Source organism: Pseudomonas frederiksbergensis (assembly GCF_035751725.1).
Classification (GTDB): Bacteria; Pseudomonadota; Gammaproteobacteria; order Pseudomonadales; family Pseudomonadaceae; genus Aquipseudomonas; species Aquipseudomonas frederiksbergensis_A.
In genome coordinates, this window is sequence record NZ_CP142104.1 from 3,544,214 (window position 1) to 3,564,081 (window position 19,868).

The following is a 19,868-nucleotide window of genomic DNA, read 5'->3' on the forward strand; positions in this document are numbered from 1 at the left end:
CTCAAGGCTGGCGATTCACACGTGACTCGCGTACAAATCGTAGTCATCGATAACCCGGCTCTAAGGCTGACAATGCGACTGGCTTTTCCCTCGTGGCTGTTCACTGCCGTGGTCCTGCTGACTGGCGCCGCAGGCGTGGATGCCGCACCACAACATGCCCTGACCGTTTATGGCGAACCGGCCAAGTACGCCGAAGGCTTCGCCCACTTTGCCTACGCCAATCCCCAGGCTCCCAAAGGCGGGACGATGCGCCGTTCGGCCGTGGAGATCGGCCATTTTGACCATGTGCTGCCCTACATCGACAAAGGCATCGGCGTCAGCCAGGTCGACGGCATGCTCTATTCTCCGCTGGCCCAGCGCTCCCTGGACGAACCCTATACCGTCTATGGCCTCGTTGCCGAGAAGATGGAGCGCGCCGAGGATGGCCTTTCCCTGCGCTTCTACCTCAATCCCAAGGCGCGTTTTGCCGATGGCAAGCCCATCACCGCGCAAGACGTGCGCTACAGCTTCGACCTGCTGATGACCCAAGGCAGCCTGCGTTATCGCACGCAATTCGCTGCCGTCAAAGGCGTCGAGGTGGAATCGGAACGCACCGTTCGTTTCGACTTCAAGAACAATGAAAACCGCACCCTGCCGCTGGACGTCGCTACCCTGCCGGTTTTTCCCGAGCACTGGTGGAAGACACGCGACTTCGCCAACGGAGGCGGCTACGAGCCGCCGCTGGGCAGTGGCCCATACCGGGTGAGCAAGGTCGATTCGGGCCGCAGCATCACCTTCGAGCGCAACGCCAACTGGTGGGGCAAGGACCTGCCGGCCAGCCGCGGCCTCTATAACTTCGACCATTTCAGCATTGAGTATTTCGGCGACACCGATGTGGCGCGGCAAGTCCTGCGCGGCGGCGCCTACGACTACAACCGCGAGTTCTCCGCCACGGGGTTTGCCATCGGCTACGACAGCCCGGCCCTGCGCGACGGCCGGCTGCAAAAAGCCCACCTCGCCACCGAGGCGCCCCAGCCGGCCCAGGGTTTCGTGTTCAACCTGCAACGCCCCCAGTTTCAGGACCGCCGCGTGCGGCAGGCGCTGGCCATGCTCTGGGATTTCGAATGGAGCAATCGCCAGATGATGCGCAACGCCTACGTGCGCCAGCAAAGCTTTTTCTCCAACACTGATCTCGCCGCCCGGCAGTTGCCCGATGCGGGGGAACTGGCGATCCTCGAACCGCTGCGCGGCAAAGTGCCGGACGAGGTGTTCAGCCAGGTATTCCAGGCGCCGAAAACCGACGGCAGCGGTGTCATACGTGACAAACAACTGCAAGCGCTGGCGCTACTGGAGCAGGCCGGCTGGAAGCCTCGCGGCGACCGGTTGGTGAATGCCGAAGGCGAGCCGCTGAGCTTCACGTTCCTGAATACCCAGAACGGTATCGACCGCCTGCTGTTGCCCTACAAGCGCACCCTGGCACAAATCGGCATCGACATGAGCATTCGGCGCATCGACTCGTCCCAGTACGTCAATCGGCTCATGAGTCGCGACTACGACATGATCATCACTGGCTATCCGGTCAGCACCTCGCCGGGCATGGAGCTCTACAACTATTTCGGCTCGGCGGCGGCCAACGACCCGGGGGCGAACAACTACATGGCCTTGCAGAATCCTGCCGTGGACGCCCTTATCGATGGCCTGGTCAAGGCCACCACCCAGGACGACATGCTCCGCCACGCCCATGCGCTGGACCGGGTGCTGCAGTGGAACTACTACTGGATTCCCAACTATTACCCGCCAGGCAGTTCGACCGTCTGGTGGAACCGCTTCGGCATGCCGAAAGTACAGGCGAGCAATGACGAAGCCATCGAGAGCTGGTGGGAAGTCAGCACCACGCCCCTGACCAACGAACAGATGACCGCCGAACGCATCAAGCGTGGCTCACCGGGAGGGCATCACTGATGTGGGCCTATATTGCGCGGCGCCTGCTGCTGATTATTCCGACGCTGGTGATCATCCTCCTGGTGAACTTCGTCATCGTCCAGGCCGCGCCGGGCGGGCCGGTGGAACAGGCCATCGCCCAGTTGCAGGGTGTCGGCAGCACCGGCGTCGGCAGCTCGGGCAATGCCATGACCGGCAGCTCCCGCGCCAGCCGGGGCCTGGACCCGCAACTGATCAAGGACATCGAGAAACAGTACGGCTTCGACAAGCCCGCCCACGAGCGCCTGTGGCTGATGCTCACCAGTTACGCCCGCCTGGATTTCGGCAAGAGCTTCTTCCGCGGCGCCACGGTGACCGACCTGATCCTGGAAAAAATGCCGGTGACGATTTCCCTCGGGCTCTGGGCGACGCTGATCACCTACCTGGTGTCGATTCCCCTGGGCATTCGCAAGGCGGTGCGCCACGGTTCGGCATTCGACGTGTGGAGCAGCACCGCGATCATCATCGGCTACGCCATGCCGGCATTCCTGTTCGCGATGTTCCTGATCGTGGTTTTCGCTGGCGGCACCTCGCTCAACTGGTTTCCGGTGCGCGGGCTGGTCTCGGACAACTTCGAATCCCTGTCGACGCTGGGCAAGATCGCCGACTACTTCTGGCACCTGGTGCTACCGGTCACGTCGCTGGTAATCGGCGGCTTCGCCACCCTGACCATCCTGACCAAGAACTCGTTCCTCAACGAGATCACCCGGCAATACGTGGTCACCGCGCGGGCCAAGGGAATGAGCGAACGCCGCGTGCTGTACGGGCACGTGTTCCGCAATGCGATGCTGCTGGTGGTGTCGGGCATTCCCCAGGCGTTCATCAGCGTATTCTTCGCCGGATCGTTGCTGATCGAGGTGATCTTCTCCCTCGACGGCCTGGGGCGCATGAGCTATGAAGCCGCCGTGTCCCGGGACTATCCGGTGGTGTTCGGTTCGCTGTTCATCTTCACGCTGTTCGGCCTGCTGATCAAACTCATCGGCGACCTCTGCTACACGCTGGTGGACCCGCGTATCGACTTCGCCGCGAGGAACGCCTGATGTTCAAGTTATCGCCCTTGGGGCGGCGGCGTTTCGAGCGCTTCAAGAAAAACCGTCGTGGCTGGTGGTCGCTGTGGCTATTCATCGGGCTTTTCGTCCTGTCACTCGGCGGTGAACTGATCGCCAATGACAAGCCGCTGGTGATGAGCTACGAGGGTTCGCTGTATTTCCCGGTGTTCAAGCGCTACACCGAACAGGAATTCGGTGGCCAGTTGCCGTTCCAGGCCGATTACCGCAGCAACTATGTGCAGAACCTGATCCACAAGGGCAACGGCTGGCTGCTGTTCCCACCCATTGCGTTCAGCGCCGACACGCCCAACTATGACCTCGATCAACCGGCCCCAAGCCCGCCATCGAGCGTCAATTGGCTGGGCACCGACGACCAGGCCCGGGACGTCATGGCGCGGGTCATCTTCGGTGCGCGGGTGTCGATCCTGTTCGCCCTGGCGCTGACCGCCATCAGCGCGCTGATCGGCATTGCCGCCGGGGCCTTGCAGGGTTATTACGGCGGCTGGGTGGATCTGCTGGGACAACGCCTGCTGGAGGTTTGGTCCGGGCTGCCGGTGCTCTACCTGCTGATCATCCTGTCGGGTTTCGTCGAGCCCAACTTCTGGTGGTTGCTGGGGATCATGGCGCTGTTTTCCTGGCTAGCCCTGGTGGACGTGGTACGCGCCGAGTTCCTGCGCGGGCGCAACCTTGAATACGTCAAGGCCGCCAGGGCTTTGGGCCTGTCCGACCGCAAGGTGATCGTGCGGCACATCCTGCCTAACGCCATGAATGCCACCTTGAGTTACCTGCCGTTCATTCTCACCGGGGCGATTTCCACCCTGACGGCCCTGGATTTCCTGGGATTCGGCATGCCGGCCGGCAGCGCGTCCCTGGGCGAGCTGATCGCCCAGGGCAAACAGAACCTGCAAGCGCCCTGGTTGGGACTGACGGCTTTTTTCACGTTGGCGTTGATCCTTTCCCTGCTGGTATTCATCGGCGAGGCGTTGCGCGACGCCTTTGACCCGCGGTCTTGACCCGCGGTCTTGACCACGATCCATGAACGGAACCTTGAGATGAGCGACAACCTGATCGAAATCCGCGACCTGAGCGTGGCCTTCAACGGCCAGGCGGTGGTGCGCAACCTCTGCCTGGATATCCGCCCCGGCGAATGCCTGGCGCTGGTGGGCGAGTCGGGCTCCGGCAAGTCAGTGACAGCCCATTCGATCCTGCAACTGTTGCCGGAAACCGGCACGCGCACAACCGGCAGCATTCGCTATCGCGGTGAAGAACTGGTGGGTGCCGAGGCGAAGACGCTACGGGAGCTGCGCGGCAACCGGATCGCCATGATCTTCCAGGAGCCGATGACTTCGCTGAACCCACTGCACAGCGTCGAAAAACAGATCGGCGAAACCCTGATGCTGCATCGCGGCCTGGGTGGCAAGGCCGCGCGAGCGCGCATCCTGGAACTACTGGCCCTGGTCGGCATCCAGAAACCCGCCGAACGACTCAAGGCCTATCCGCATCAGCTCTCCGGCGGCCAGCGCCAGCGCGTCATGATCGCCATGGCCCTGGCTTGCGAGCCGGAACTGTTGATCGCCGACGAACCAACCACCGCCTTGGACGTGACGGTGCAGCGCAAGATACTGCTGCTGCTAAAGTCGCTGCAGCAGCGCCTCGGCATGTCCTTGCTGTTGATCAGCCACGATCTCAACCTGGTCCGCAGCATCGCCCAACGGGTATGCGTGATGAAGGCCGGGGAGATCGTCGAGCAGGCGCCTTGCGAGACCCTGTTCAGCACACCGAAACATCCCTATAGCTGCGAATTGCTGCACGCCGAGCCGGAAGGCGAAGCCCTGCCCCGGGATGAACGCGAAGACGTATTGCAAGTGCGGGACCTGCGGGTGAGTTTTGCCTTGGGCGGTGGGCTGTTCCGACGCAAGGAATACTTGCGCGCCGTGGATGGCATCAGCCTGAGCATCCAGCGCGGCAAGACCCTGGGCATCGTCGGCGAGTCCGGTTCCGGCAAATCCACCCTCGGCCAGGCGATCCTGCGGCTGATCGAGTCCGAAGGCAGCATTCGTTTCCAGGGCCAGGCGTTGGATCACCTGTCGCACAAGGAGCTGCGACCATGGCGCAAGCAGATGCAGATCGTCTTCCAAGACCCGTTCGGCAGCCTCAGCCCGCGGATGTCGGTGCAGCAGATCATCAGCGAAGGTCTCGAAGTCCACAGCCCGTCCAGCGCCGAGGCATGCGAGGCGCAGGTGATCCAGGCCCTCAAGGAAGTCGGCCTCGACCCGCAGAGCCGCCACCGCTACCCCCATGAGTTTTCCGGCGGCCAGCGCCAGCGCATCGCCATTGCCCGGGCATTGGTGCTCAAGCCGGCACTGATCCTGTTGGACGAACCGACGTCGGCCCTGGACCGCACCGTGCAAAAACAAGTAGTCACCCTGCTCCGCCAGCTCCAGGAAAAGCACGGTTTGACGTACCTGTTCATCAGTCACGACCTGGCAGTGGTGCGCGCCCTGGCCCATGACATGATCGTGATCAAGGATGGCAAGGTAGTCGAGCAAGGCCCCAGCCAGGACGTCTTCGACGCGCCCCAACATCCCTACACCAGGGAGCTGCTGGCAGCGGCGCATCCAGGATCGGCGTGACGCGATCAGGCGTCGCCGCGCTGGTCCATGGCGTGGGCAAACTCGCCAATCACCTCGACCACCTGTTGCGCGCCACGATGGATATCCAGGATGACCGTGCCCGCCTGGTTCGCCAGCTTCACGCCTTGCTCTGCCTTGAGCGTGCTTGACTGCATGCTGGTCACTGCCTGCCTGGCCAGCTCGCGGTTCTTGCCGACCACGTCGGAGATGGCCACGGTGGCCTGGCTGGTGCGGCGCGCAAGGTTGCGCACCTCATCGGCGACCACCGCGAAACCGCGGCCCTGCTCCCCGGCCCGGGCCGCTTCGATGGCCGCATTGAGTGCCAGCAGGTTGGTTTGCTCTGCGATCCCCCGGATGGCGTCGACGATGCTGCCGATCTCTTCGGACTGAGCGCTCAGGGCGCCGATGCCCATGGCGACCTGCTGCAGTTCATCGGCAATGCTCTGCACCACCGTCACCGTCTGCTGGACGACCGAGGTTCCCAGCTGTGTGTGTTCGTCGGTTCTGCGGGACGTTTCGAAAGCCAGTCTCGCCGCCTTGGATTCAGTTTGGCGCTGCTCGACTTCGCGAGTGATGTCGGTGGCGAACTTGACCACGCCATACAAGCGGCCATTGGCGTCATAGAGCGGGTTGTACGTCGCTTGCAGCCAGACCGTCGCGCCTCGTTTGTCGACGCGCTGGAACTGCCCGCTCATGTATTGGCCACGGTTCAGCGCGGCCCAAAAACCGCGATAGGCTTCGTCCTGCACTTCTCGGGGGTTGCAAAACAGGCGGTGGTGTTGACCGAGCACTTCTTCGCGCCGATACCCCATGACCTTGAGGAAATTCTCATTGGCCCGCACTACGGTTCCACTCAGGTCAAACTCGATGATCGCCATCGAGCGGTCTATCGCCTGCATGACACTGGATTCGGCCTGGGCGCGAAGCACGCGCTCATGGCTGTTGCGCAGGATCTGGACAACGCGCTGCACGCCTGAGCCCTGGTCGCGCACCGGGGCGTAGCTTGCCTCCACCCAGATCCCTTCGCCCGCGCGCCGCAGGTGCAGAAACTGGGCCTCGGCGCTTTCGCCGCGTGCCAACTGCTGCCACAACGCCGCGTTTTCCCGACTGCTCCCATAGGCGGGTTCGCAGAACATCGAGTGATGCTTACCCACGACCTCATCGAGGGAATACCCGGTCATCTCGAGAAAAATCGGGCTGGCGCCGAGCACCTGTCCCGTTACCGTGAACTCAACGACTGCCATGGCGCCGTGGAGTGCCGCACGCTCTGCTTCAAGGATCGCCTGCCTGGCCTGAATCTGGTGCAAAGCGTCCTGGTGCTTGCGAGTGCGAATGAACATGGGTACCGCTCCCGGAGACGTTGACTGCATGACGATGGTCCGCCTGAAGGCCGCGACCTTGGCTGGACACTATTAAGCCATCACTTTTCAAAACTTGTACAGTTTTTTGTTTTTGTACAAGTCGCAGATCATGCTTTGTCCACGGTTGTCGGAATCATTTCCAACCCATCTTCCAACGCCTGCTGTCCCGCAGCGCCTGCCAGTCCAAAAGCTCGGTACGCGCGCTGTGAACGGCCTGCAACTCGACCTGGACCGGCGCCCCCAACTCATCGCAAAGCAACTGGATGACCAGGAAATGCTTCTCTCGGTTGACCGGCTCACACGCCGTCCATTTGGAAAGCTTGAGCTTTCGAGGATTAAACTTGTTCATGGAGCGCTCGCGATTTCATGTACATATTCATGCAACTGTACAAGTTTATTGCCGGTCAAACCACGTCGCGTCAGAAGGGAGTGTTGATCAGCCTGCCTGCCCCGGCATAATGCGGCCGAACGACCGGCTGCCTACTGCAAGCCATCCTTTCCTGGAAATGGCCGATGAACCCCACCGAAAGCCTCAAGGATTACAAGCGCGTGCGCACGCTGGCGATCCGCTCGTTGTTCGAGATTATCGAGCAGTCCAGCGAAGGCACGGTGATCGTCGACCGCGATGCAAACATCGTCTGGATGAACGAACGCTACGCACGTCGCTTCGGCCTCAATTCGGCGCAAGAGGCCATCGGCCGGGCCTGTGAAAGTGTCATCCCGGGCAGCCTTTTGCGTGAAGTGGTGCGCACCGGGCGGCCGATCCTGCTGGACATGCAGGACACGCCCAAGGAACCGCTGGTGGTGATGCGCCTGCCGATCCACGACAGCGCCGGCGCGGTGATCGGCGCCATCGGTTTTGCCCTGTTCGATGAGCTGCGCAGCCTGTCGCCGATGCTCAAGCGCTACCTGAGCATGCAGGAAGAACTGGCTTCTACCCGCTCACTGTTGCGGGCACGGCAGACCAAGTACAACTTTGCCCATTTCATTGGCACCAGCGCTGCGGGGCTCGAAGTCAAGCGCCGTGCCCGACGCAGCGCCAGCACCGATTCCCCCGTGTTGCTGCTCGGCGAAACCGGCACCGGCAAGGAGCTGCTGGCCCAGGCGATCCATGGTGCTTCGCCACGTGCCCACAAGGCGTTTGTCAGTATCAACAGCGCCGCCATTCCCGAGTCCTTGCTGGAAGCCGAGTTCTTCGGCACCGCACCCGGCGCCTTTACCGGAGCCGACCGCAAGGGCCGCGCCGGCAAACTGCAAATCGCCCAGGGCGGCACGTTGTTCCTCGACGAAATCGGCGACATGCCACTGCCGTTGCAAAGCAAGCTGCTGCGCGTGCTGCAAGAAAAGGAATACGAACCTGTAGGCTCCAACGAAGTGCTGCAAAGCGATGTCCGGGTCATCGCCGCGACCTCCACCAACCTCGAGGCGGCAATCCAGCGCGGCGAGTTCCGCGCGGATTTGTACTACCGCCTCAACGTCTTGCCGATCCAGGTCCCGCCGCTGCGCGAACGTCTGGACGACCTGCCGGCCTTGAGCGAGGCGATTCTGGAAGAACTGCGCAGCCAGCACGAACTGAACCACGACGCCCTCGACCTGCTGGGCCAGCACGCCTGGCCGGGCAACATCAGGGAGTTGCGCAACGTGCTGGAACGGGCCGCGTTGCTCAGTGACGATTTGGTGCTCACCGCCGCCGATATGCGTGCCGCCATTGGCACTTTTATGCCCGTTGCGCGCGCGGCGAGCCCCAGCCTGGAGCCGTTGCCCCAGGAAACATTCAGCCAGGCCCGGGCCCGATTTGACCGGCATCTGATCGAAACCACCCTCGCGCAATGCGGTGGGCGGGTGATCGAGGCGGCGCAGCGGTTGGGACTGGGAAGGTCGACGCTGTACAAGAAGATGGTGGCGTTGGGGATTGTGGAGTCTCAATAAAGAGACTCGATATCTCCGAACAGGGACATGCTTTTTGAAGCGCTGTCGCGCCTGTCGCGAGCAAGCTCGTGCCCACAGGCATTGGCATTTTTCCTGACGCTGAGATTACATGCGTAAGCAAGCCTGCTCGCGATGAGGCCAGCAGACTCGATATAAATCTCAAAAGAGAGACGAAACTATCGAACTCGTCTTACAACGCAAGATAATCCCCTTATATTTCAATCAGTTACCTATCTGGCACAAAACTCGCTATAGCCCTCTCCACCGCATCACCCACAAAAATAACAATCCAGGAGACACACCATGAGTGTGATCATTGCCTTGGCAGCCCTCACGCTGCTGATGGTTGCCGCCTACCGTGGCTATAGCGTTATCCTCTTCGCCCCCATCGCCGCCCTCGGCGCGGTCCTGCTCACGGACCCGTCCGCCGTCGCCCCTGCGTTCACCGGGGTGTTCATGGACAAAATGGTCGGCTTCATCAAACTGTATTTCCCGGTGTTCCTGCTCGGCGCCGTGTTTGGCAAGCTGATCGAGCTGTCGGGGTTTTCCCGCTCCATCGTCGCGGCGGCGATTCGCCTGCTGGGCACGCGCCAGGCCATGCTGGTGATCGTGCTGGTCTGCGCGGTATTGACGTATGGCGGCGTGTCGCTGTTCGTGGTGGTCTTCGCGGTCTATCCATTCGCGGCCGAGATGTTCCGCCAGAGCAACATTCCCAAGCGGTTGATCCCGGCCACCATCGCCCTCGGTGCGTTCTCATTCACCATGGACGCCCTGCCCGGCACGCCGCAGATCCAGAACATCATCCCCAGCACTTTCTTCAACACCACTGCCTGGGCGGCGCCGTGGCTGGGCGTGATCGGTACGATCTTTGTGTTCTGCTTCGGCATGCTGTTCTTGCAGCGCCAACGCAACAAGGCCCAGCGCACGGGTGAAGGCTACGGCACGGAGCTGCGCAACGAGCCGGAAACCGCTGAAGACATCAAGCTGCCCAACCCCTGGATCGCCGTTTCCCCGCTGCTGGCCGTGGGCGTCATGAACCTGCTGTTCACCCAGTGGATCCCCCAGTGGTATGGCAAGACCCATAGCCTGGCACTGCCAGGCATGGCGGCACCGGTGACCAGTGACATCGCCAAGCTCACCGCGATCTGGGCCGTGCAAGCGGCATTGCTGGTGGGCATCGTCATGGTGCTGCTGTTCGGTTTCCGGGCCATTCGCAGCAAGCTGGCCGAAGGCAGCAAGAGCGCGGTGGGCGGTGCGTTGCTCGCGGCCATGAACACCGCTTCGGAATACGGTTTCGGGGCAGTGATCGCCTCTTTGCCGGGCTTCCTGGTGCTGGCCGACTGGCTCAAGAACATCCCCAATCCACTGGTCAATGAAGCCGTGACCGTGACGCTGCTGGCGGGCATCACCGGCTCCGCGTCGGGCGGCATGAGCATCGCCCTGGCGGCGATGTCGCAAACTTTCATCAGCGCCGCCAACGCCGCCAATATCCCGCTGGAAGTGCTGCACCGGGTAGCGGCCATGGCCAGCGGCGGCATGGACACCCTGCCCCACAACGGCGCGGTCATCACTTTGCTGGCGGTGACCGGGCTGACCCACCGCGAAGCCTACAAAGACATTTTCTGCATTACGCTGATCAAGACCCTCGCGGTGTTCTTCGTGATCGGTGTGTTCTACGCCACTGGCATTGTGTGAGGTTCCCATGACAACCACTCTTTCGGGCAAGACTGCCCTGGTCACCGGCTCCACCAGCGGCATCGGCCTGGGCATCGCCCTGAGCCTGGCCAAGGCCGGCGCCAACCTGATCCTCAACGGCTTTGGCGATGCGTCGGCGGTGGTCGCCGAAGTCGCGCAACACGGCATCAAAGTCGGCCATCATCCGGCCGATGTCAGCGACCCGGCGCAGATCGCCGACATGCTCGCCTACGCCGAGCGCGAATTCGGCGGGGTCGATATCCTGGTGAACAACGCCGGGATCCAGCACGTAGCCGCCGTGGAGGATTTTCCGGTGGAGCGCTGGGATTCGATCATCGCCATCAACCTGTCCTCGGTGTTCCACGCCACTCGCCTGAGCCTGCCGGGCATGCGCGCCAAAGGCTGGGGGCGGATCGTCAATATCGCTTCGGTGCATGGCCAGGTCGGTTCGGTGGGCAAGGCGGCGTACGTCGCGGCCAAGCATGGAGTCATTGGCCTGACCAAGGTGGTCGGCCTGGAAACCGCCACCAGCAACGTGACCTGCAACGCCATCTGCCCGGGCTGGGTGCTGACGCCGCTGGTGCAGAAGCAGATCGACGACCGCATCGCCACCGGCGTGGACCCGCAACAGGCCCAACATGATTTGCTGGCCGAGAAACAACCCTCCCTGGATTTCGTCACCCCGCCGCAACTGGGGGAACTGGTGCTGTTCCTGTGCAGCGAAGCCGGGAGCCAGGTGCGGGGCGCGGCGTGGAATATTGATGGGGGGTGGTTGGCTCAATAACGCCGCGATCCCGAGCTTTTGTGGAGAGGGAGCTTGCTCCCTCGCCACATCCAGCGCCTTGTGCTGAACTATTTGTAAGCCCCAAAACAAGAGGCAAACCATGTCCGACATTCTCTGGCAACCCAGCCCTGAACGCATCGCCCAGTCGCGAATGGACGCCTTCCGCCGATTCATCAACCAACGGCATTCACTGCGCCTGAACGGTTACCCCGCCCTGCACGCCTGGAGCATCGAGCAGCGCGAAGCCTTCTGGCAGGCCATCGTCGACTTCTCTGGAATCCACTTTCACCAGGCGCCCACCGAGGTGCTGGCAGAGGGCACGCAAATGCCCAGTGCCCGCTGGTTTCCAGGGGCAACGCTGAATTTTGCCGAACACTTGTTGCGCCGCCGCGATAACGCCGTGGCGGTGGTTGCAGTCGACGAGATTGGCGCTGAAGAAAAGCTCACCTGGGCGGATCTCGCCGCCCATGTCGCCGGCCTGCAAAAGAGCCTGCAAGCCGCCGGCGTGACCCGGGGCGATCGGGTCGCCGCCTGCATGCCAAACACCTGGCAAACGCTGGTGGGCATGCTCGCCACCACCAGCCTGGGCGCCATCTGGTCATGCTCGTCGCCGGACTTCGGCACTCAAGGGGTGATCGACCGGTTCGGCCAGATCGAGCCCAAGGTCTTGATCACCTGCGCCGGTTATCGCTATGCCGGGAAAACCATCGACCAGCGGCCCAAGGTCAACGAAATCCTCGAACGGCTTCCATCATTGCAGCAGTTGATCGTGCTGCCCTACGCCCAACCCGATGCGCGCGCCGAGGATTTCAAGACCCCGGCCCGCGTAGCGCTGTGGGACGGTTTTTACCAACGCGGCGGCGAGCCGGTGTTCAGCCCCGTTCCGTTCGATCATCCGCTGTACATCCTGTATTCCAGCGGCACCACCGGCGTGCCGAAGTGCATCGTCCACGGCACCGGTGGCGTGCTGCTGCAACACGCCAAGGAACACGGTTTGCACGTGGACCTGGGCCCCGAAGACCGGCTGTTCTACTACACCACCTGCGGCTGGATGATGTGGAATTGGCTGGTGTCGGCGCTGGCCGTGGGCAGCGCGGTGGTGCTGTATGACGGCTCGCCGTTCCACCCCGGCCCGGAGCGCCTGCTCGACCTGATCGACCGACAAGGCATCAGCGTGTTCGGCACCAGCCCCAAATACCTAGCCGCCCTGGAAAGCCAAGGCATCAAGCCACGCCAGACCCACGACCTGGGCAGCCTGAGGACCATCCTGTCCACCGGCTCAGCCCTGGCACCCCACAGTTACGATTATGTCTACCGCGACTTCAAGGCCGACGTGTGCCTGGCCTCGATGTCCGGCGGCACCGACATCGTGTCGTGCTTCGTCAACGGCAATCCGCTGGCTCCCGTGCGTCGCGGCGAAATGCAGGGCAAGAGCCTGGGCATGGCGGTGCAGGTCTGGAACCCTGCCGGCGAAGCGGTGGTGGGTGAAAAGGGCGAGCTGGTCTGCACCCGGCATTTTCCAGCGATGCCCATCGGACTGTGGAATGATCCGCACCAGGAAAAACTTCGCGCCTCCTACTTCAGCCAGTTCCCGGGCGTCTGGGCCCAGGGCGACTATGCCGAAGAGCTGCCCCACGGCGGCTTCCTGATTCACGGACGCTCCGACGCGGTGCTCAACCCCGGTGGCGTGCGCATCGGCACGGCAGAAATCTATCGACAGGTGGAAAAAGTCGAAGAGGTCCTGGACAGCGTCGCCATCGGCCAGCAATGGCTGAATGACGTGAGGGTGGTGCTGTTCGTGCGCCTGCGTGAAGGCGTGGCGCTGGACGACGCCTTGGAACAGAAGATCCGCCAGGTCATCCGTGCCAACACGACGCCACGCCACGTGCCGGCGAAGATCCTCGCGGTGAGCGATATTCCGCGGACCATCAGCGGCAAGGTCGTGGAGCTGGCTGTACGCAACGTGGTGCACGGCGAGCCGGTGAAGAACACCGATGCGCTGGCTAACCCCGAGGCGTTGGAACAGTTTCGCGGACGGGTAGAGCTTGCGAGCTGAGCGCACCTTGCAACTTTGTGGCGAGGGGCGCCCGACGATCAATCCATAAGCCCCCACTCCCCCGCCGCCGGCTCAGCCGGTGGCGCCGCGCCCGACTCCGCATGCAACTTCAGCCGCAAGCGTAAATTGTTCGCCGAGTCCGCGTTTTTCAGCGCTTCTTCTTCGTCGATCGCACCTTCCACCACCAGATTGAACAATGCCTGGTCGAACGTCTGCATCCCCAGTTCTTCGGACTTTTCCATAATGCCCTTGAGCTCGCCCAGCTCGTTGCGCCGGATCAGGTCGGCCACCGTGGGCGAGCCAAGCATCACTTCCACCGCCGCCCGCCGCTGGCCGGCGCGGGTGCGCACCAGGCGCTGGGAGACGAACGCCTTGAGGTTGTTGCCCAGATCCTGCAGCAGTTGCGGCCGGCGTTCTTCCGGGAAAAAATTGATCACCCGGTCCAGGGCCTGGTTGGCGTTGTGGGCATGCAAGGTGGAAATCACCAAGTGGCCGGTGTCAGCGAAGGCCAACGCGTGTTCCATGGTCTCGCGGTCGCGGATTTCACCGATCAGCACCACGTCAGGCGCCTGGCGCAAAGTGTTCTTGAGGGCAGCATGGAAACTGCGGGTATCCACGCCGACCTCTCGCTGGTTGACGATGGATTTCTTGTGCCGGTGAATATATTCCACCGGGTCTTCGATGGTGATGATGTGGCCGCTGCTGTTGCGGTTTCGGTAATCGATCAGCGCCGCCAGGGACGTCGATTTGCCCGAGCCCGTGGCGCCGACGAACAGCATCAGCCCTTGCTTGTGCATGATGGTTTCCAGCAGCACCTTCGGTAACTTCAGGTCTTCGAAGCGTGGAATATCCAGCTTGACGTTGCGTATGACCATCGACACGTCATTGCGCTGCTTGAAGATGTTGACGCGGAACCGTCCGACCCCCGCCAAGGAAATCGCCAGGTTCATTTCCAGTTCCCGATCGAACTCAAGGCGCTGTTCGGCGTCCATCAATGACTCGGCAAGCCCGGCGATATCGCCGACCTTGAACGCCTGGTTGCTCAGCGGCTTGAGCACACCTTCGAAACGCGCGCAGGGCGGTGCGCCGGTGGACATGTAGAGGTCGGAGCCGTCCTGGCTTGCCAGGATTCGTAATAAAGGATCAATTTCCATGGCCATAAAAACTTCCGAAAACTTCAATGGACACGCTGACCCGAGCCAGAAAACTTCAGATCAACCCGCGCTTACCTTCTTCAAAGGATAGTTGAAGCCGCAGCATCGACATGACATCCAGGGATTCCCGTGATGAATGCAGTACCTGCCAGCAGCGACACACAGCAGTTGATCGCCCGTCTGGACTGGACCTCCAGCCCGCTGGGCATCAAAGAGACATGGCCCCAGAGCCTGCGCACCGCCGTGGACATCGTGGTCCATTCGCCGATGCCGATGGCCGTGCTGTGGGGGCCACAGCTGGTCCACTTGTACAACGACGCTTATGCCCGGTTGGTCGGCGACAAGCACCCCAGGGTGTTTGGCCAGCCCACCCACGCCGCCTGGCCCGAACTTCGCGGCGAAACCGAAGGGATCTATCGCAGCGTGTTGCAAGGTCGGACGCGCACCTGCCGCGACCAACAATGGCGCATGCCCTTTGGGGGCCGCCTCTGTGATGTCTGGCTGGACCTGACCTACAGCCCGGTGCACGACGAAAGCGGCAGCGTGGCCGGTGTCCTGGTCACGGCCATCGAGACCGGCGAGCGGCGACGCCTGGCCCAGGAATTCGAACGGCGCTCCGAGGCCAGCCTCAAGGCCCAGCAGGAAAGCGAAGAACGCCTGCAACTGGCCCTGGCGGCCACCGATGCGCTGGGCACCTGGGATTGGGACATCAGCGAGGATCGCTTCATCGCCGACGCGCATTTTGCCTTGCTCCATGGCGTCGACCCGAACCTGTCGCGCCAGTTGCCCATCAGCGCCTATCTCGAAGGCGTCCATCCGGAAGATCGGGCGATGGTCGCGCGCAGCATCAAGCATTGCATCACCCATGGCACCGAATACGCAGAGGAGTACCGGCTGCTGCAGCCCAACGGCGAGTTGCGCTGGGTGTTCGTGCGCGGGCGCTGCTACAAGGATCGCCATGGCCGGCCCAAACGCTTTCTCGGGGCGGCGTTGGACCTGACCGAACGCAAACGCACCGAACAGGCCCTGCGCCAGAGCCAGACCGAGCTGCAGTTGATCATCAATGCCATGCCGGTGCTGATCAGCTACGTTGATCGCGAGGAACGCTTCCGGCTGAACAACAGTGCCTACCTGGCTTGGTACGGGCTGACCCCGCAAGAGCTCTATGGCAAGACCATCCGCGAAGTCATCGGCGACGAGGCCTACGCCGCCCGAGCCGAACAGATCGCCGGCGCCCTGGCGGGCAAACCGTGCAGCTTCACCGTGGAGTCCGCCCACCGCGACGGCCGGCCGCGCCATGCGTTGATCAACTACCTGCCACGTCGTAGCGGTGACGGGTCGGTGAACGGCTTCTACATTTTTGTGATCGACGAGACCGAACGCAAGAAAACCGAGGAAGCCCTGCGCCACCTCAACGAAACCCTGGAAGAACGGGTGATCGCCCGCACCCAACAGCTCGCCGAAGCCAACCACCGCCTGCAAAGCGAAATGTTCGAACGCGAACGCGCCGAAGAGGCGCTGCGCCATGCGCAAAAAATGGAAGCCGTGGGCCAGCTCACCGGCGGTATCGCCCACGACTTCAACAACATGCTCACCGGCATCCTCGGCAGCCTGGACCTGATGCAGCGCTACATCGCCTCGGGTCGCGCCGCCGAAATCGGCCGCTTTACCGAGGCTGCCATTTCCTCGGCCAATCGCGCCGCCGCCCTGACCCACCGCCTGCTGGCTTTCTCCCGACGCCAGTCGCTGGACCGCAAGCCGTTGGACGCCAACACACTGGTGCATTCGCTCGAAGACCTGCTGAGCCGCACCACTGGCGATCACATTGTGTTGCGACTGCAACTGGCCGGCGAGTTGTGGCCGGTCAGTACCGATGCCAGCCAATTGGAAAACGCCCTGCTCAATCTGGTCATCAATGCCCGGGACGCGATGCCCGACGGCGGCGATTTGACCATCGAAACCGCCAACGTCTACCTCGACGGCAGCGACATCAGCACGCTGGAGCCAGTCAAGGCTGGCGACTACGTGATGATCGCGGTGCGCGACAACGGCAGCGGCATGACCCCTGCCGTGTTGGCAAAAGCCTTCGACCCGTTCTTCACCACCAAGCCCATCGGCCAGGGCACCGGCCTCGGGTTGTCGATGATCTACGGCTTCGCGCAGCAATCCGGCGGTCACCTGAGCCTGGACAGCGTCCCGGGCCAAGGCACGCGGGTGCAGCTGTACCTGCCGCGCCTGCATGTCGCGCCGGCTGAACAGGACACGGAACCCTCGGTCACCGATGCACCGGCAGCCATCGCCGGGGAAACCGTGTTGCTGGTGGAAGACGAACCGGCTGTGCGCATGCTGGTACTGGACCTGCTCGCCACCTTGGGCTACACCGCCCTCGAAGCCGAGGACGCCAAGCAGGCCCTGGTTCTACTGGAGTCCGAGCGACGCATCGACCTGCTGGTGACTGATGTCGGCCTGCCGGGCATGAATGGCCGGCAATTGGCGGAAATCGCCCGTCAGCACCGGCCCGATTTGAAGGTGCTGTTCATGACCGGCTATGCGCAGAAAGCCACCGAACGCCAAGGATTCCTGGACCGGGGCATGGACATGGTCGCGAAGCCTTTCACCCTGGACCTGCTGGCGAACAAGATTCGGACGATGATCAACCATGACCACTGACTTGAGGCATAATCGCCGCCCTTTCGCCCCGTTCAGGTCTGTGCCGCAATGAAAGCCCAAGCCCGCCATATCCTGGTGAAAACCGCCGAAGAAGCCGAACAGCTCAAGCAACGCATCGCCAAGGGCGAAGCATTCGACGTATTGGCAAAGAAATACTCCACCTGCCCCTCCGGCAAGCGCGGCGGCGACCTGGGCGAAGTGCGGCCAGGGCAAATGGTTGGCGCCATCGACGCGGTGATTTTCAAGAAACCGCTGCGGGTGGTGCACGGGCCGATCAAGAGCAAGTTCGGGTATCACCTGGTGCAGGTGTTTTACCGGGATTGAAGCGATGATGGCCCCTGTGCGAGGGAGCTTGCCCTCTCGCACAGCCATCCGATGATTACCTGGGTATCAACGCCCCCGGCACCTGGATCACCTGACTCGCCAGCCAATGCCCGGCCTCGGCCGCCTCCGCCGGGCTACCGCCCAACAAGCGGCTCGCCAGGTAGGCGGCGCTGAACGAGTCCCCCGCCGCAGTCGTATCCACCACGCGCTCGACCCGTTGGGCCGGCACCTCATAGAACTGCCCATCACAACGAATCAGGCAGGCCTCGGCACCGCGCTTGAGCACCACCTCCGGCGTACCGAGTTGCCCATAGGCCGCGAACACGGCGTCACTGTCGGCATGGCCGAACAGCGCCTGTTCGTCATCTACCGTCAGCAACGCCAGCTCGACGTAGGGCAACACGCTGCGATAGGCCGTCCGGGCCGCCTCGACCGAAGCCCAGAGCCGTGGCCGGTAGTTGTTGTCGAACACCACTTGGGCACCCCGTCGCCGCGCCTCGATCAAGGTCTCGATGAGTCTGCGCCGACCCTGCTCGCCAATCACCGCCAGGGTGATGCCGCTGAAATACAGCACTTCGTAATCCGGCAACGCGGCGAGGATCGGCGCGGCGGCCGGCGTGGTGAAGCACTCGCGTACCGCAGCCTCGTTGCGCCAGTACAGGAAGCGCCGCTCACCGGCCGCATCGGTCTGGATGCAATACAGACCCGGCAGGCGCCCAGGCAAACGCTGGACCCTGTCCAGGCCTATGTTTTCTTCAGCCCAACTGCGGCACATGGCATCGCTGAAAGAGTCGTCGCCCAGGGCGGTGACGTAATCCACCATGCCCTTGTCGCCCAAGGCGCGGGACAGGTACACCGCCGTGTTCAGGGTATCTCCGCCGAAGCTTTGCAGCAGGCTGCCGTCGGCGCGGTGTTGCAATTCGATCATGCATTCGCCGATCAGGGCGATGCGGGGTTTAGTGTTGCTCATGGGTAATCCTGATATTCAGCAGTGTTCGCGAAGGGCTCAACCCGGTCCCAAGCCTTAGAAACAGGTTTCCATGCTTTCAACCACCCGCAACTGCTCATCCACCAGACACCCCACCCGCCACTTGTCGAACGTCAGGCACGGGTGGGAAGTCCCAAACGCAATGATGTCGCCCACCCGCAACTCAACCCCCGGCGCCACGGTCATGAACGCATGCTGGTCCATCACCGCCGTCACCTTGCAACTGCTGACGTCATCGCCCGCCACCGAATCCGATCCCGGCTTGTAGCGCTTGAGTGGCACCGGCAACCCGGCGTCGTAGGCGACGTCGCGCTTGCCCAGGGCGATCACCGCGAAGCCCGGCTCCGGCAGCGATTGCACGTGGGCCCAGACTTCCAGGGCCGGGCGCAGGCCTTCGTGCAGGTCGCTACGGCGTTCCAGCACGCAGCACTGGGCGTCCTTGTAGATGCCATGGTCATGGGCCACGTAACTGCCGGGGCGCAGCACGCTGAGGAAACGTCCCTGGGCATTGCGAGCTTCGAAGGATTCGGCGATCAGGTCGTACCAGGCCGAACCCGAGGCAGTGATGATTGGCTTGGCGATCGCAAACGCGCCGCTGTCCTGCAACTGCATCGCCAGCCCCACCAGGGATGCGGCGAATTGACGAATTCCACTGATGGCGTGGTCGCCGTGAATCACCCCTTCGTAGCCCTCGATGCCGGTCAAGGCGAGCGCCGGTTGTGCGCCGATGGCCTCGGCCAGCGCCAATACCTCGGCTTCGGTCCGGCAACCGCAACGACCGCCGGCGACGCCGTACTCGATCATCACGTTGAGCCGCACGCCACGAGAGGCGAAATAGGCGCCCAGGTCAGCGACATTGTCCGGATGATCGACCATGCAATGGAACTCAAACGCCGGGTCGGCCAGCAGATCGGCGATCAGCGCCATGTTGGGTGTGCCGACCAGTTGGTTGGCCATCAGCACCCGCCGCACGCCATGGGCGTACGCGGCACGGGTCTGTACCGCCGTGGCGAGGGTCAGGCCCCAGGCGCCGGCGTCGACCTGGCGACGGAACAGCGCCGGGGTCATGCTGGTCTTGCCGTGGGGCGCCAGCTCGGCACCGCTGTCACTGACGAATTTCTGCATCCAGCGGATGTTGTGTTCCAGCGCCTCGCGATGCAGCACCAACGCAGGCAGGCTGACGTCCCGCAGCAAATGAGCGCCCACGGCAGCGGCGCCCTTCTCGACGCCCGTGTTTTCAATGGCAGAAGACATGTTCGAACTCCT

The 19,868-nt window shown here is 62.7% G+C and carries 15 protein-coding genes and 1 pseudogene; 10 read left to right on the top strand and 6 right to left on the bottom strand.

Annotated features, from left to right (window positions below; translation table 11 throughout):
- Positions 1-72: 72 nt before the first annotated feature.
- The 4 genes from VQ575_RS15630 to VQ575_RS15645 are packed head-to-tail and all read left to right on the top strand — an operon-like array spanning position 73 to position 5,641.
- Positions 73-1,941 (top strand): extracellular solute-binding protein, encoded by a 1,869-nt coding sequence (locus VQ575_RS15630; protein WP_039589519.1) that lies wholly within the window; start codon positions 73-75, stop codon positions 1,939-1,941.
- The gene (locus VQ575_RS15635) at positions 1,941-2,999 is read left to right on the top strand and encodes a microcin C ABC transporter permease YejB (protein WP_039589517.1); all 1,059 of its coding nucleotides are present in this window, start codon (positions 1,941-1,943) and stop codon (positions 2,997-2,999) included. The genes VQ575_RS15630 and VQ575_RS15635 overlap by 1 nt, the downstream gene beginning before the upstream one ends.
- Positions 2,999-4,021, top strand: coding sequence for an ABC transporter permease (locus VQ575_RS15640; protein ID WP_039589516.1), 1,023 nt, complete (start codon positions 2,999-3,001; stop codon positions 4,019-4,021). The genes VQ575_RS15635 and VQ575_RS15640 overlap by 1 nt, the downstream gene beginning before the upstream one ends.
- 39 nt (positions 4,022-4,060) lie before the next feature.
- Complete coding sequence (locus VQ575_RS15645) at positions 4,061-5,641, top strand: ABC transporter ATP-binding protein (RefSeq protein WP_325917899.1); 1,581 nt, start codon at positions 4,061-4,063, stop codon at positions 5,639-5,641.
- A gap of 5 nt (positions 5,642-5,646) precedes the next feature.
- Here VQ575_RS15645 and VQ575_RS27275 read toward each other — a convergent pair whose 3' ends face one another.
- From VQ575_RS27275 to VQ575_RS15655, 3 genes and pseudogenes are all read right to left on the bottom strand, one after another.
- Positions 5,647-6,099 carry a methyl-accepting chemotaxis protein gene (locus VQ575_RS27275; protein WP_411829980.1) on the bottom strand — a complete coding sequence of 151 codons (453 nt, stop codon included), beginning with the start codon at positions 6,097-6,099 and terminating at the stop codon, positions 5,647-5,649.
- A gap of 102 nt (positions 6,100-6,201) precedes the next feature.
- Positions 6,202-7,011, bottom strand: a pseudogene (locus tag VQ575_RS27280) (PAS domain-containing protein); the annotation flags it as partial.
- Between the two features lie 124 nt (positions 7,012-7,135).
- Positions 7,136-7,351: a TIGR02450 family Trp-rich protein gene (locus VQ575_RS15655; RefSeq protein WP_039589509.1), complete on the bottom strand. Its 216-nt coding sequence runs from the start codon at positions 7,349-7,351 to the stop codon at positions 7,136-7,138.
- Between the two features lie 164 nt (positions 7,352-7,515).
- On the opposite strand from VQ575_RS15655, the gene VQ575_RS15660 reads away from it, so the two are divergent.
- The 4 genes from VQ575_RS15660 to VQ575_RS15675 all read left to right on the top strand — a co-directional run bounded on the left by VQ575_RS15660 (position 7,516) and on the right by VQ575_RS15675 (position 13,466).
- A complete protein-coding gene (locus tag VQ575_RS15660) occupies positions 7,516-8,931 on the top strand; it encodes a sigma-54 interaction domain-containing protein (protein WP_039589507.1) in 1,416 nt (471 codons plus the stop codon).
- Positions 8,932-9,234: 303 nt separating this feature from the next.
- Entirely contained in the window at positions 9,235-10,626 is a 1,392-nt protein-coding gene (locus tag VQ575_RS15665) for a GntP family permease (protein WP_039589505.1), read from the top strand.
- Between the two features lie 7 nt (positions 10,627-10,633).
- A complete protein-coding gene (gene hbdH, locus VQ575_RS15670) occupies positions 10,634-11,410 on the top strand; it encodes a 3-hydroxybutyrate dehydrogenase (protein ID WP_039589503.1) in 777 nt (258 codons plus the stop codon).
- Positions 11,411-11,510: 100 nt separating this feature from the next.
- A complete protein-coding gene (locus tag VQ575_RS15675; RefSeq protein WP_039589502.1) occupies positions 11,511-13,466 on the top strand; it encodes an acetoacetate--CoA ligase in 1,956 nt (651 codons plus the stop codon).
- A 38-nt stretch (positions 13,467-13,504) separates the two neighbouring features.
- Here the strand turns inward: VQ575_RS15675 and VQ575_RS15680 are convergent, their stop codons facing one another.
- The gene (locus tag VQ575_RS15680) at positions 13,505-14,620 is read right to left on the bottom strand and encodes a PilT/PilU family type 4a pilus ATPase (RefSeq protein WP_039590036.1); all 1,116 of its coding nucleotides are present in this window, start codon (positions 14,618-14,620) and stop codon (positions 13,505-13,507) included.
- 132 nt (positions 14,621-14,752) lie between these two features.
- Between VQ575_RS15680 and VQ575_RS15685 the strand changes: the two genes are divergently transcribed.
- Entirely contained in the window at positions 14,753-17,290 is a 2,538-nt protein-coding gene (locus VQ575_RS15685) for a PAS domain-containing protein (protein ID WP_325917900.1), read from the top strand.
- A gap of 48 nt (positions 17,291-17,338) precedes the next feature.
- On the top strand, positions 17,339-17,614 hold the full coding sequence (locus tag VQ575_RS15690) for a peptidylprolyl isomerase (RefSeq protein WP_019690952.1): 276 nt from the start codon (positions 17,339-17,341) through the stop codon (positions 17,612-17,614).
- A gap of 55 nt (positions 17,615-17,669) precedes the next feature.
- Here VQ575_RS15690 and VQ575_RS15695 read toward each other — a convergent pair whose 3' ends face one another.
- Both VQ575_RS15695 and VQ575_RS15700 read right to left on the bottom strand, forming a co-directional pair.
- Positions 17,670-18,584: a sugar kinase gene (locus tag VQ575_RS15695; RefSeq protein WP_325917902.1), complete on the bottom strand. Its 915-nt coding sequence runs from the start codon at positions 18,582-18,584 to the stop codon at positions 17,670-17,672.
- A gap of 54 nt (positions 18,585-18,638) precedes the next feature.
- A complete protein-coding gene (locus tag VQ575_RS15700; protein ID WP_325917903.1) occupies positions 18,639-19,856 on the bottom strand; it encodes an amino acid deaminase in 1,218 nt (405 codons plus the stop codon).
- Positions 19,857-19,868: the final 12 nt, after the last annotated feature.

What these genes read in the sequence shown, in the direction of transcription:
- VQ575_RS15630 (WP_039589519.1), top strand. Translation starts at nt 73, where the DNA reads ATGCGACTGGCTTTTCCCTCGTGGCTGTTCACTGCCGTGGTCCTGCTG.
- VQ575_RS15695 (WP_325917902.1), bottom strand. Translation starts at nt 18,584, where the DNA reads ATGAGCAACACTAAACCCCGCATCGCCCTGATCGGCGAATGCATGATC.
- VQ575_RS15660 (WP_039589507.1), top strand. Translation starts at nt 7,516, where the DNA reads ATGAACCCCACCGAAAGCCTCAAGGATTACAAGCGCGTGCGCACGCTG.
- VQ575_RS15680 (WP_039590036.1), bottom strand. Translation starts at nt 14,620, where the DNA reads ATGGAAATTGATCCTTTATTACGAATCCTGGCAAGCCAGGACGGCTCC.
- VQ575_RS15645 (WP_325917899.1), top strand. Translation starts at nt 4,061, where the DNA reads ATGAGCGACAACCTGATCGAAATCCGCGACCTGAGCGTGGCCTTCAAC.
- hbdH (WP_039589503.1), top strand. Translation starts at nt 10,634, where the DNA reads ATGACAACCACTCTTTCGGGCAAGACTGCCCTGGTCACCGGCTCCACC.
- VQ575_RS15685 (WP_325917900.1), top strand. Translation starts at nt 14,753, where the DNA reads ATGAATGCAGTACCTGCCAGCAGCGACACACAGCAGTTGATCGCCCGT.
- VQ575_RS15675 (WP_039589502.1), top strand. Translation starts at nt 11,511, where the DNA reads ATGTCCGACATTCTCTGGCAACCCAGCCCTGAACGCATCGCCCAGTCG.
- VQ575_RS15690 (WP_019690952.1), top strand. Translation starts at nt 17,339, where the DNA reads ATGAAAGCCCAAGCCCGCCATATCCTGGTGAAAACCGCCGAAGAAGCC.
- VQ575_RS15635 (WP_039589517.1), top strand. Translation starts at nt 1,941, where the DNA reads ATGTGGGCCTATATTGCGCGGCGCCTGCTGCTGATTATTCCGACGCTG.
- VQ575_RS15655 (WP_039589509.1), bottom strand. Translation starts at nt 7,351, where the DNA reads ATGAACAAGTTTAATCCTCGAAAGCTCAAGCTTTCCAAATGGACGGCG.
- VQ575_RS15640 (WP_039589516.1), top strand. Translation starts at nt 2,999, where the DNA reads ATGTTCAAGTTATCGCCCTTGGGGCGGCGGCGTTTCGAGCGCTTCAAG.
- VQ575_RS15700 (WP_325917903.1), bottom strand. Translation starts at nt 19,856, where the DNA reads ATGTCTTCTGCCATTGAAAACACGGGCGTCGAGAAGGGCGCCGCTGCC.
- VQ575_RS15665 (WP_039589505.1), top strand. Translation starts at nt 9,235, where the DNA reads ATGAGTGTGATCATTGCCTTGGCAGCCCTCACGCTGCTGATGGTTGCC.